Source organism: Mesorhizobium tamadayense (assembly GCF_003863365.1).
GTDB lineage: Bacteria > Pseudomonadota > Alphaproteobacteria > Rhizobiales > Rhizobiaceae > Mesorhizobium > Mesorhizobium tamadayense.
This window is the reverse complement of sequence record NZ_RQXT01000068.1, coordinates 1-12,740: the sequence shown is the minus strand read 5'-3', so window position 1 is coordinate 12,740 and position 12,740 is coordinate 1. Positions and strand designations below refer to the sequence as shown.

The 12,740-nt window shown below is 63.2% G+C and carries 11 protein-coding genes; 8 read left to right on the top strand and 3 right to left on the bottom strand.

All coding sequences use genetic code 11. The features are described 5' to 3' along the window. Positions 1–7 precede the first annotated feature (7 nt). The gene (locus EH240_RS32885) at positions 8–1,186 is read right to left on the bottom strand and encodes an ROK family protein (RefSeq protein ID WP_125006364.1); all 1,179 of its coding nucleotides are present in this window, start codon (positions 1,184–1,186) and stop codon (positions 8–10) included. Between the two features lie 114 nt (positions 1,187–1,300). On the opposite strand from EH240_RS32885, the gene EH240_RS32880 reads away from it, so the two are divergent. The 5 genes from EH240_RS32880 to EH240_RS32860 all read left to right on the top strand — a co-directional run bounded on the left by EH240_RS32880 (position 1,301) and on the right by EH240_RS32860 (position 7,735). Further along, on the top strand, positions 1,301–2,572 hold the full coding sequence (locus EH240_RS32880) for an ABC transporter substrate-binding protein (RefSeq protein WP_125006362.1): 1,272 nt from the start codon (positions 1,301–1,303) through the stop codon (positions 2,570–2,572). A 62-nt stretch (positions 2,573–2,634) separates the two neighbouring features. Next, positions 2,635–3,519 carry a carbohydrate ABC transporter permease gene (locus tag EH240_RS32875; protein ID WP_125006360.1) on the top strand — a complete coding sequence of 295 codons (885 nt, stop codon included), beginning with the start codon at positions 2,635–2,637 and terminating at the stop codon, positions 3,517–3,519. Then, positions 3,519–4,370, top strand: coding sequence for a carbohydrate ABC transporter permease (locus EH240_RS32870; protein WP_125006358.1), 852 nt, complete (start codon positions 3,519–3,521; stop codon positions 4,368–4,370). Before EH240_RS32875 ends, EH240_RS32870 begins: the two co-directional genes overlap by 1 nt. A 51-nt stretch (positions 4,371–4,421) precedes the next feature. Then, on the top strand, positions 4,422–5,561 hold the full coding sequence (locus tag EH240_RS32865; protein ID WP_125006356.1) for an ABC transporter ATP-binding protein: 1,140 nt from the start codon (positions 4,422–4,424) through the stop codon (positions 5,559–5,561). Between the two features lie 29 nt (positions 5,562–5,590). Beyond that, positions 5,591–7,735 (top strand): beta-galactosidase, encoded by a 2,145-nt coding sequence (locus EH240_RS32860; protein WP_125006354.1) that lies wholly within the window; start codon positions 5,591–5,593, stop codon positions 7,733–7,735. Positions 7,736–7,772: 37 nt separating this feature from the next. Here the strand turns inward: EH240_RS32860 and EH240_RS32855 are convergent, their stop codons facing one another. Together EH240_RS32855 and mgtE are read right to left on the bottom strand one after the other, a co-directional pair. Continuing rightward, entirely contained in the window at positions 7,773–8,159 is a 387-nt protein-coding gene (locus EH240_RS32855; RefSeq protein ID WP_125006352.1) for a MerR family transcriptional regulator, read from the bottom strand. A gap of 146 nt (positions 8,160–8,305) precedes the next feature. Then, positions 8,306–9,724, bottom strand: a complete 1,419-nt coding sequence (gene mgtE, locus EH240_RS32850) for a magnesium transporter (protein WP_125006350.1) — start codon at positions 9,722–9,724, stop codon at positions 8,306–8,308. A 286-nt stretch (positions 9,725–10,010) separates the two neighbouring features. Between mgtE and EH240_RS32845 the strand changes: the two genes are divergently transcribed. The 3 genes from EH240_RS32845 to EH240_RS32835 all read left to right on the top strand — a co-directional run. After that, a complete protein-coding gene (locus tag EH240_RS32845) occupies positions 10,011–10,739 on the top strand; it encodes a LuxR C-terminal-related transcriptional regulator (RefSeq protein WP_425374859.1) in 729 nt (242 codons plus the stop codon). A 120-nt stretch (positions 10,740–10,859) separates the two neighbouring features. Continuing rightward, entirely contained in the window at positions 10,860–12,050 is a 1,191-nt protein-coding gene (locus EH240_RS32840) for an aminotransferase class V-fold PLP-dependent enzyme (protein WP_125006348.1), read from the top strand. 10 nt (positions 12,051–12,060) lie between these two features. After that, positions 12,061–12,740 (top strand): HpcH/HpaI aldolase/citrate lyase family protein (locus EH240_RS32835; protein ID WP_148101160.1); only part of this gene is annotated, 680 nt, incomplete at its 3' end.

The following is a 12,740-nucleotide window of genomic DNA, read 5'->3' as shown; positions in this document are numbered from 1 at the left end:
TTGCCGCCTAGACGATGCCGGCGGTTTCTCCGGGACTGCTTTCGAAATCGAAGAGTCTTTGGGTCGCAAGCGCAGCGGCGCCCCGCGCCCAGGAATCGTCCGCCCAGTCAGGGGTGATCGGCGGCGGCCCCAAGAGCGCATAACGCTTCAACGCATCGCGCATGGGCCCGAACAGATAGTCGCCGAAGGTGACAGCTTCACCCCCTCCGACTATCACTTCCGGATCGACGATATTGCAGAAGCCGCCCAGGAATCGCCCAATCCCCTCGCCTGCTTCCTGCAATAGATCGAGCGCCGCCCGGTCGCCTGCCTGGGCCGCGCTCAGCATGTCGTGGCGCGTCACCTCGCCGGAGAGCCGTCGAGCCTCTTTCCAGCGCCTCACCAGCGCCGGTTCCGAGAAAAAGGTCTGCAGGCAGCCCCGCCTGCCGCATTCGCATAGCGGCCCATCCGGATCGTAAGTGGAGTGGCCCAGCTTGCCAGCGGCTCCATTCGCGCCGTGATGGACAGAGCCATCGATCACGACCGCACAGCTGATGCCGGCGCCGATCGCCAGCGCCCCAACGGTGCGATGATACCGGCCAAGGCCGAACAGTTGCTGCGCAAGCGCGAAAGCATTGGTGTCGTCGTCCGCCCAGACCGGCACGTTCACGAGCTCCGCCAGCATCGCCGCTATCGGCACGTCGGTCCAGTTGAAGCGATGGCTTAGCCGGCAGACCCCATTGTCGATGATCCCCGGCACCGCAATGCCGATCCCGCTGAGCTGAGCGCCCACTGGCGCCTGGCGATCCGCAAGCAGCTGCCGGATCGCCGCCGCGCAAGCTTCGGCCGTGCTTCGCGGCGATTGATCAGGCAGCGCGACCCGCCTGGAGACGAGCGGTGTCGTGGCGAGATCGGTCAGCACGCAATCAACCGCACCGACCATGAGCTTCAGTCCGACGACCAGGCGGCCGGCATAGTTGATGTCGACCGGAATGGGACGCCGCCCAGGCGCCCCGAGGCTGGCCTTTCCCTCGACCAGGATGTCCTCGTTCAACAGGTCGGCAACGACGAATGTCACAGCGGCGGGACTGAGGCCCGTGATCTGGGCGATCTCCGCCCTGCTGATCGCTCCTTGCCTTCGAAGCAGGTTCAGGATCAGCCGCCGGTTGATCGCGCGCGACGTCTGCTGGTCACCTTTCAGCTTCATTTCCGCCTCATAATTAATTTTGTAAATTAAGTATTGACCGGTCCGACATCCATACGCTACCGTTTTGCTCGGTTCAATTGGAATCCGGCTGTTCTCAGGGAGGAGATAAAAGCCATGCCAACCGACTTTGCCGCGCTGCCTACAACAAGGCGTCGTTTCCTCAAGGGCACGGGCGCGGCACTCGCCGCCTCGACCACCGGAGGTCTTTGCCTCCCGGCAGTGGCGCAGCCGCAGGAAATCGCCATTATTTCCAACCTCAGCAATGTAGAACAACGGCAGATCCTGCAACGGCTGGCCAGCGAGTATGAGGCAAAGTCCGGCGCCAAGATCGTCATCAACAACATGGATCATGAGGCGCACAAGACGGCAATCCGCAGCTACCTCGTCGTCGGTGCTCCCGATATCTGTTTCTGGTTCTCGGGAAACCGCATGAAGGCCTTTGTCACGAAGGGTCTGTTCGACGATATCTCCGATCTGTTCGCCAAGGAGAACTACAAGAGCGTTCTCGGCGCCACGACAAGCGCAGTCACCGTCGACGGCAAGCAGTACGGCCTGCCAATGGGTGGTCTTCTGTGGGGCCTGTTCTACCGCAAGGACGTGTTCGCGGAACACAACTGGACGCCGCCGAAGACCTGGACCGACTTCCTTGCCTTGGGTGAGGCGGCGAAGTCCGCGAATATGATCCCGATCAGCGTGGGCACCAAGGAACTTTGGCCGGCGGGCGGCTGGTTCGACCACATGAACCTGCGCATCAACGGTCTCGACAAGCACATCGCGCTGATGGACGGGAAGGTCCAGTACACGGACCCGATGCTGACGCCGGTATTCGACAAATGGAACGACCTCATCAAGGCGGGATTCTTCTCGCCGAACCACAGTTCCTTCGGCTGGGAGCAGGCAGGTGCGGCGCTGGCGCAAAAGAAGGCGGCCATGATGGATCTGGGCGGCTTCGTCAGATCCGCCTTCCCGGAGGCCGACCTGCCCCAACTGGCCTACGCACCGTTTCCGGAGATCGTTCCCGGTGTCGCCCGGTATGAGGATTTCTCGGTCAATTCCATCCACGTGCCGGCGAATGCGAAAAACAAGCAGGGAGCGCGCGACTTCCTCGCCTACTTCTACAGGCCGGAAAATTTGGGCGCCTTCCTCGCCGCCGAGGGGGCCATCCCGCCTCGCAACGACTGCCCGCCAAGCAAGGACCCGCTGGTCAACGCTGCAGTCGAGGAACTGAAGAAGGTGGTCGGAACCTCGCAATATTACGACCGCGACACCGACCCGGATATGGCCCAGGAGGGCATGACGGGGCTTCAGGAATTCATGGTCAAGCCCGACCGCCGCGACCAGATACTCGAGCGGCTCGAAAAAACCCGCAAAAGAATCTTCGGCTGATCCTCCCGACCTGACGGGTGTCGCCCGCCGGGCGGCTCCCGTCTCCTTTCGGATTAATTGCTATGTCTCGCTTCTGGCGCAGAAATCGTCATTGGTTGACGCCGGTCCTCTTCCTGCTGCCGGGCCTCATCCTGTTCGGCTCGGTTATCCTTGCCGCGTCCGTCGAGACCATTTGGATTTCGTTGCACGCCTGGGACGGCATCGGCCAAAAGACCTGGGTCGGCCTCGCCAACTACCTCGAACTCGCCGATGACCCGCAGTTCTACGTCTCGCTCAAGAACAATGTCATCTGGCTGCTGATCTTCATGCTGGCGCCGCCGGTCGGGCTGGCACTTGCCTTGATCGTGAACCAGCAGATACGCGGCATGCGCATTCTGAAGTCGCTGTTCTTCATCCCTCTGGTGCTCGCGACAGTCACCGTCGGCGTCGTGTTCGGCTGGGTCTACGATCCCAACTTCGGCCTGCTGCAGCTTTTCTTCGGCGTGTTCGGCAGCACCGCGCCGGCGCTGCTCTCAGACGAGAATTTCGTGACGTTCGCCGTAGCCGCGGCCGGACTGTGGCCTCAGATCGCCTTCTGCATGGTTTTGTTCCTGGCCGGTCTCAACAATCTCAACGACGATCTGATCGCCGCCGGACGAGTCGACGGCGCGCGCGGCTGGCGCATGCTGCGCCACGTGGTCCTGCCGCAACTATCACAGGTCGGCTTCATCGCCATCGCGGTCACGGTGATCGGCGCTCTTCGTTCCTTCGACATGGTCGCAGTGATGACCAATGGCGGCCCTTACGGCTCCTCGACGGTGCTCGCCTACCAGATGTACGAGGAGTCGATCTTTTCCTACCGCTTCGGTTACGGCGCCGCGATCGCCACGGTGCTGTTCGTGATCATGATCGCCTTCATTGCCTGGTACCTGCATGGCCTCGTCAAGGCCGAGCGGAGCAATGCCTGATGTACCCGCGCCCGATTCCCGAAAACGCCAGGCTCCAGCGAGCTCTCTATGTCGGCGGCGTAAGCCTGGTCGTGCTCTTGTGGCTGCTGCCGCTGCTGGCCGTCATGCTGACGTCGATCCGCTCCAACGAGGAGTTGATGGCCGGCAACTATTGGGGCTGGCCGCAGAAATTCAGCATGGTCGAGAACTACACGGCGGTTTTCGAGCAGACTGCCATGCTGCGCTTTTTCCTCAACAGCCTGCTGATCACGATCCCCTCGGTCGTCGGCGTCCTCGCCCTGTCGACACTGACCGGCTTTGTATTGTCCCGCTATCCGTTCCGCGGCTCCAACCTCATCTTCGCGCTCTTTGTCGGCGGCAATTTCCTGCCGGCCCAGATCATGATGATCCCGGTCCGCGACCTGATGGTGAGGCTCGGCCTCTACGACACCGTCTACGCGCTGATCATTTTCCACATCGCCTTCCAGACGGGATTCGCCACGCTTTTCATGCGCAATTTCATCGCCGCGCTGCCGGGCGAGCTGTTCCAGGCGGCGCGTGCCGAAGGCGCCTCGCCGTTCCAGATACTGCGCCATGTGGTGGTTCCCCTGGTGCGGCCGGCCTTGGCTGCGCTGGCAATACTTACGTTCACCTTCGTCTGGAACGACTATTTCTGGGCGATCGTGCTTACCCAGAGCGACGCGGTCAAACCCGTCACCGCCGGCTTGAACAATCTGCGCGGCGAATGGACATCGGCCTGGAACATCGTTTCGGCGGCCACGATCTTTGTCGCGCTGCCGCCGGTCGTGATGTTCTTCCTGATGCAGAAGCATTTCGTCGCCGGCCTCACCATGGGGGCGGTGAAGGGATGACCGGCCGCCAACTCTCACGCACGCAGCAACGACGAAAAAGGGCGCCTCGAAATGAGCAGCGTGGAATTGCGAAAGGTCGACAAGCACTATGTAGGCTACCATGCGCTGCAGGTGATCGACCTCAAGATCGAGAAGGGCGAATTCGTCGTCATGGTCGGCCCTTCCGGCTGCGGAAAGTCGACATTGCTGCGGACCATCGCCGGGATCGAGACCATCAGTTCGGGCCAGATTCTCATCAACGGGCGCGACGTGACCAGGGAAGAGCCGGGAGACCGGGGTATCGCCATGGTGTTCCAGTCCTATGCGCTCTACCCGCATATGACGGTGGCCGAGAACATGGGCTTCGGCTTGCGCATGGCCAATCGGCCGAAGGCCGAGATCGACGCAGCCGTCAGACGCGCGGCGCAAATACTTCGCCTCGAGGAACAGCTCACCAAGCGTCCAAAGCAGTTGTCGGGAGGGCAGCGCCAACGGGTCGCGATCGGCCGCGCCATCACGCGCTCGCCGGAGGTGTTCCTGTTCGACGAGCCGCTGTCGAACCTCGACGCCGCCCTGCGCACCCAGATGCGGGTGGAGCTTTCGAGCCTCCACGCGCAACTGGGCTCCACCATGATCTACGTCACCCACGACCAGGTCGAAGCGATGACCATGGCCGACCGGATCGTGGTTCTGAACAAAGGGCGGATCGAGCAGGTCGGCTCCCCGCTCGAGCTCTACGCCAACCCTGCAAACATCTTCGTCGCCGGCTTTCTCGGGGCGCCACGTATGAACTTCATCGAGGCGACGGTGGCAGCCGTGGATGCCTCCGGCGTCTCGGTGATGGCCGCCGGCCTGCCAACCCTCACCTTCGGTGGTGTCGAGGCGAGCGGTCTTTCGGCTGGCGATGCGGTGACCGTCGGCATCCGACCCGAGAACCTGCGTGTCGTCGACAAGACGGGCGCCGATATGCCTGCCTTCCCCGGCCAGGTGCGGCTTGTCGAGCAGTTGGGGCGCGAGACCATTCTCTACCTCGATGCCTCGCCGCTGCAGGCGACCAACTCCGACAGCGGCACGGGCAATTTCACGCTTCAGCTCAACAAGGTCTCCACTCTGCGCACCGGCGCAGTGTTGGAGGTGGGCTTCGAAATCGGCGAGGCCTACCTCTTCGGACCCGATGGCCGGACGCTCACGCCAAGAAAAGGCATCGCCTGAACCCCTCGAAATTCGAAAGTCGCATCCGCATGCAACGCAAGAAGCCCGCCCCGCTGTCTGTATGGCGGCCGCTCAACCTCGACCGCTTTCTCCTCGGAGCGCCTCACTACCCCGAACATGTCGACGAAGGCTGTTGGCGGCGCGATGCCGAGCGCATGGCCGCCGCCGGCGTCAACACCGTACGGATGGGAGAGTTTGCCTGGCACATTTTCGAACCGCGCGAGGGCAGGTTCGAGTTCGATCTGTTCGATCGAGCGATCGATGTCCTCGGCCATGCAGGGATCGACACGATCATGTGCACGCCAACGGCGACGCCTCCCCGCTGGCTCACCTCCAACTATCCCGAGGTGCTGCGCGTCGACGTGAACGGACGGCAATCGAGCCACGGGTCCCGCCAGCACGCCGACACCACCAATCCCGTCTTCCGCGCCCACAGCCGCCGCATCACCCGCGCGATGGCCGAGCATTATCGGGCCAACCCGCGCGTGATCGGCTGGCAGACCGACAACGAGCTCAACACCACTGTGTCGGAATCGTTTGCGCCGTCGACAAGGATCGAATTCCAGAAATATCTACAGAGCACATACGGCACCATCGAGGCACTGAACTTCGCCTGGGGCGGCCATTTCTGGGCGACGGCCTACGACGATTTCTCCCAGGTCGAGCTGCCAAGGCCCCAGATGCCGTCGTTTCCGAGCCCCGGTCACGTCCAGGATTATCATCGTTTCCTGGCAGCCGCGACCGCAGCCTTTCAGCACGATCAGGTCGAGATCTTGCAGGAAACAAATGCCGAATGGTTCATCTTCCACAATCTCGGCAACCTCGCGGACATAGACTTCCGCGGCCAGTTTGGACAGGACCTCGATTTCATCGGCTTCGACATCTACCCGATGCTCTATGATGAAATGCGCCGGACCGGGGGACACGCGGCAACGCAGGCCCTGCATCTCGATATCTGCCGGTCCTATTCCGGCAACTTCATCGTGCCGGAGCAAGCCTCGGGTTTCGGCAGCCAGCCCGGCTTTTCGACGATGACGCCGGAACCCGGCGAGATGCGCCGGATGGCCATGACGTCGGTGGCGCGCGGCGCCGACGGCGTCATGTTCTTCCGTTGGCGTCCCGCGCATTTCGGCGCCGAAATCTACTGGATGGGCATCATCGATCACGACGACGTTCCGCGCCGCCGCTATGACGAGGCGAGCCGCTTCTTCCATGAAATAGGCGCCATCAAGGACCAGATCCTGGGAACGACTGTGCGCATGGACCTCGGCATCGCAGGCGCGGACTTCGACAATCAGGAAGCCCACAAGACGTATCCCATTGGCCTTCCCAGCCCGCTTGAAGACGCGACCCTGCTTCACCGCCACTGCTACCACAGCGGCATTGCGTGTGGCTTCATTCATCCCGAAGACGATCTTTCGCGGCTCAAGGCGCTCTATGTCCCGCATTGGCTGATGTGGAAGGATCAATGGAACGAGGCCATCGAAACCTTCGTCCGCAACGGCGGCACACTGATCCTGTCGGCGCTGAGCGGGACGCGAGACGAGAACAACCACATCATCCGCGAGCGGGCTCCCGGCAACGCCCTGGCGGCGTTGAGCGGCGTCAAAGTGAGCGAGTTCGGCCGCGTCGTCCCCGAAGGCGGCACCGGTCTGTTCCCTCTGTTCCGTCCGCCTGCGATGGGGTCTTATGCACCTTCGCCGCTGCCGGCTTCGTCCGCCGAACGCAAATATCTCTTCACCCTTGGCAATCAGGAGTTCCAGGCCGCGCATCTCTACGAGTTGCTGGAGGTAGCGCCGGATACTGAGGTGCTGGGTGTCTGGTCAAACCGCTTCGCCACCGGCTCTCCGGCGATCACCGCCCGTCAGGTAGGCCGGGGCCGGGTCGTCTATGTCGGAACCTATCTCACGCCGCAGTTGGCCGCGAAACTTTTCAACGTGGTGCTGGCCAAGGCCGGCATCGCGCCCTTGCTGCCGGAACTGCCGGCTGGAGTGGAGGTGTCGGTCCGAGAAGCCGACGATCGCCAGTTGATGTTCGTTCTGAACACCACGGAAATTCCCGTGACCGTGCCGAACATCCCCGCGGGCATCGACCTGCTGACGGGCGCGCCGGCTGCCGGAACTTTGGACCTCGAAGCCTATGGCTGTGCCGTGGTTTCCCTCAACGTGCGATAAGAACGGATAACCCAAGGCCGATCACGGTGAGCGCCGTTCAGGTGTTTACACCCAGTTCGGCCAGCCGCTCCACGCAGGACTCCTCGGCCTGGTCGAGCTCGGCAAGCGTCTCCTCTAGATCGCGCCGCTTCTGGCGCAGATCCTCGCGCTTTTCCTCGATGCGCTTGATCATCAGCTTGAGCTGGCCGACCTCGCCGGGCGGCTCCTTGTACATTTGGATGATCTCGCGGATCTCGGCGATCGAGAAGCCGAGCCGCTTGCCGCGCATGATCTGACGGATGAGATGCCGGTCGGACGGGCGAAACAGGCGTGTGCGGCCGCGCCGGATCGGCTGCACCAGTCCCTCGTCCTCGTAGAACCGCAGCGTCCGCGTCGACACGCCGAACTCGCGCGTCAGCTCGGTGATCGTGTAATATTCCCGCATTCTCGCTCCCACGCCCAAACGCCCAGGCATCGCCAAGCAGGAGCGCCGCCCTTCCTCCGATCAAACCCCGTCTTGTGCCGGAATCGGCATATGACCCCGAGGCAACGTCGCACGGCATTTACGTAAAAGTCAATTGTAACATTCTCTTAGGGAATGCCAAACCACCAGGTCGCCAACCCGAGGAAGGCGAAGAAGCCGACGACATCGGTGACGGTGGTGACGAAGACGGCCGACGCCACGGCTGGATCGATCTTGAGGCGGTCGAGCAGCAGCGGAATGAGGATGCCTGCGAGCGCCGCCGCGAACATGTTGATGATCATTGCCGCCGCGATGATGCCGCCCAAATTGCGGTCATGGAACCAGATCCCGGCGACCATGCCGATCAGCACCGCGAACACGATGCCGTTGATGAAGCCCACCCCCACCTCACGACGGACGATGCGGGCAGCGTTGTAGATATCGAGGTCCTTCGTCGCCAGCGCCCGCACGGTGACGGTCATGGTCTGCGACCCGGCATTGCCGCCCATGCCGGCGACGATCGGCATCAGCACCGCCAGCGCCACGATATGCTCGATGGTGCGGTCGAACAGGCCGATCACCGAGGCCGCGAGGAATGCCGTCACGAGATTGACAAGCAGCCATGGAACGCGCGAGCGCGAGGTTGCCAGCACGGTGTCGGACAGCTCTTCGTCGCCGACGCCGCCCATGCGCATAAGGTCTTCCTCAGCCTCCTGCTGGATGACATCGACGACGTCGTCGATGGTCAAAACGCCGACCAGCCGTTCGTTCTCGTCGACCACGGCGGCCGAGAGCAGGTCGTACTGTTCGAACTCCCGCGCCGCCTCTTCCTGGTCCATGGTGGCGGGGATGGCGTGCCGCGTCTCGTGCATCACCTCCTCGACCTTCACCGCCCGCGTGGTGCGCAGGATCTGGTCGAGATCGATGGCGCCGAGCAGCTTGAAGCTCGGGTCGATCACGAAGATCTGGCTGAAGCGGTCGGGAAGGTTCTTGTCCTCGCGCATGTAGTCGATGGTCTGGCCGATCGTCCAAAACGGCGGCACGGCGACGAACTCGGTCTGCATGCGCCGGCCGGCCGTCTCTTCCGGATAGTCGAGCGCTCGCCGCAGCCGGATGCGCTCGGTGAACGGCAGTTGCGAGAGGATCTCGTCCTGGTCCTCCTGGTCGAGATCTTCCAGGATGTAGACCGCATCGTCGGAATCGAGCGCCTGCACCGCCTGCGCGATCTGCTCGTTGGGCAGGTTGTCGACGATGTCGAGGCGGATCGCCTCGTCGACCTCGGTCAGCGCGGAGAAGTCGAAATCGGAACCGAGCAGCTCGACCAGGGCCCGGCGCTGCTCGGGATGCAGCGCTTCCAGCAGGTCGCCTAGCTCCGACTGGTGCAGGTCGTCGACTTCGCGTTTTAAGGTGAGCGTGTCGCGGTCGGCGATTGCCGCGCCGATCTGCGCCAGGAAGGCAGAACGGACGGCGCCGTCCTCGCCATAGATGTTGGCGCCGTCTTCCTCGACGGTCCAGGCGCCGGTCGTCTGTGTGTCCTGGCCTTCCACCAGCGCCTCCCGCCAACAGCAATCCGGAAAGGGTGTGAATCAGGTCTAGAACATGAGCCCGAAAAGTGGAAACCGCATTTCGGGAAAATCCGATGCTTATGCGGCAGATAGGGCCGCGACACGATTCGTCTTGGGAAAACGTCGCCCTAGCGCGCGGAATATCAAGCGAAATGTGCCTGTGACGCCTCCAATGCAAGCGGATCGCGCGGCGTTTGCTCCTTCAGCCGGCGCGACAGCGCATGTCGCTGCGGAAAGAGCGCCCCTTTGCGGTTGAGGCAGAATTGTCATGATGCAGGTCCACAGCGACCGGCAACTGCAAGATCGAAAGGACGAACGGCAGGCCTTGAACCTCAAGTCCCGGAAAACGAACGAAGCAGTTGGCGAGCGACGCGTTCGCGTTGTCGTGGCCGAGCGCAATCCGCTCGTCGTGTCGGCGCTCCGCGAGATGCTCGAATGCGACGGGCGTTTCGAGCTCTTGAGTTCCGTGCAGAGCGGCAAGCAGTTCCTGGAACTGGCGGCGAGCACCAGGTTCGACGTCGCCGTCATCGGCTGGAAGCTCGCCGACATGGACGGCGCCGACGTGCTGGCGGAAGTCCAGAGCCGCCAGCTCGACCTGCGCATCACCGTCTTTTCCAACGACCACGACATCGGCATCCTGAAGCAGTGCGTGCGGCTCGGAGCCCAGGGTTACTGCTTCCAGTTCGACGACCCGCCGATCATTTTCGAGACCATCCTGGCAGTCGCGCATGGGCGCATCTGCATCCCTTACATCGACATCAACAAGGTCAATGACACGCCGCTGTCGCAGCTCACCGTGCGCGAGCGCGAGCTGCTTGCAGTGCTATCCGATGGTTGGACCAATCTCCAGATCGCGACGCGGACGGGGATCTCGGAGAACACGGTGAAGTACCACCTCAAGAATCTCTACGACAAGCTCGACGTGCGCAACCGCGCCATGGCTGTCGCGCTCTATGCGAACGAGAAGCGCCGCACTCCCAAATCGCCTTTCGGGTAGGGCGACCGGGTAGGTCCGCCCTACCCGCGCGCGGCGACAACTTACCCGGCAAGGTGTTGTTGCGGCGCGCCGCGCGAACGACACTCCCCCGACAATCCCGACGATCGGAGGAGTTCGCGCATGGCTGGGTTCACTCATCTTTTCATCCCAGGACCCACCAACATTCCCGAAGAGGTCCGGCAGGCCATGAACCTGCCGATGGAAGACATGCGCGCCGCCTCCTTTCCCAATCTCACGCTGCCGCTGTTTGAGGACATCAAACGAGTCTTCAAGAACGAGACCGGCCGCGTCTTCATCTACCCCTCGTCCGGCACGGGCGCCTGGGAAGCGGCGATGACCAACGTGCTCAGCCCCGGCGACCGGGTGCTGATGTCGCGCTTCGGCCAGTTCTCGCATCTGTGGGTCGACATGGCCGAGCGCCTCGGCTTCGACGTCGACGTCATCGACTGCGAATGGGGAACCGGCGTCCCGCTCGACCTCTATGCGGAGAAGCTGCGGGCGGACAAGGCGCACCGCATCAAGGCGGTCTTCTGCACGCAGAACGAGACCGCGACCGGCGTCACCAGCGACGTCGCCGGCTGCCGCGCCGTGCTCGACGCCGCGAACCACCCTGCCCTTCTCTTCGTCGACGGCGTGTCGTCGATCGGCTCGATCGACTTCCGCCAGGAGGAATGGCGCGTCGATTGCGCGGTCAGCGGCTCGCAGAAAGGCTTCATGCTGCCCGCCGGCCTCGGTTTCCTGTCGGTCAGCAAGAAGGCGCTGGCCGCGTCGCGGGTTGCGACCCACCGGCACTGCTTCTTCTCCTTCGAGGACATGATCCGCGCCAACGACGCCGGCTACTTCCCTTACACGCCCGCCACGCAGTTGCTGCGCGGCCTGCGCGCCTCGCTCGACCTGATCGCCGAGGAAGGGCTGGAGAACATTTTTGCCCGCCACCACCGCCTGGCCGAGGGCGTGCGCAAGGCGGTCGACGCCTGGGGGCTGAAGCTCTGCGCCAAGGCGCCGCAATGGCACTCCGATACGGTGAGCGCCATCCTGGTGCCCGAAGGCATCGACAGCGCCGATGTCGTCAAGCGCGCCTATCGCACCTACCAGACGTCGCTCGGCGGCGGCCTCAACAAGGTGTTCGGCAAGGTCTTCCGCATCGGCCATCTCGGCTGGCTGAACGAGGTGATGGTCTGCGCTTCGCTGTCGGCGGCCGAAATGGCGCTGCTCGACTGCGGCGTGCGCCTGGCACCGGGCTCCGGCGTGGCGGCCGCGATCGAGCATTTCCGGCGCACCGCCGCGATGCCGGTCGCCGAGGCGGCGTGAGGAGCAGACGATGAGCCACACCATCAATCACCTCAAGAAACTGCGGCTCCAGCGCAGCGAGCTGGCGGTTCCGGGCTCGAGCCCCGAAATGATCGACAAGGCCGCCAACAGCGCCGCCGACTTCGTCTTCCTCGACATCGAGGACGCGGTGGCGCCGCCCGACAAGGAGCGCGCCCGCAAGAACATTATTCAAGCGCTGAATGACATCGACTGGCGCGCCAAGGGCAAGACCGTCTCGGTGCGCATCAACGGCCTCGATACCCATTACATGTACCGCGACGTCGTCGACGTCATGGAACAGGCGGGCGACCGGCTCGACACCATCCTGGTGCCGAAGGTCGGCGTGCCGGCCGACCTCTATATGGTCGAGGCGATGGTCAACCAGATCGAGATGGCCAAGGGTTTCAAGACCCGCGTCGGCCTCGAAGCGCTGATCGAGACCGCGCTCGGCATGGCCAATGTCGAGGCGATCGCCGCCACGCCCGGCCGGCTTGAGGCGATGCATTTCGGCGTCGCCGACTATGCAGCGAGCAACAAGGCGCGCACCGTCAACATCGGCGGCTTCAACCCCGACTATCCCGGCGACCAGTGGCACTTCGCCCTGTCGCGGATGACGGTCGCCTGCCGAGCTTATGGGCTGCGCGCCATCGACGGACCGTTCGGCGATTTCTCCGACCCGGAAGGCTACAA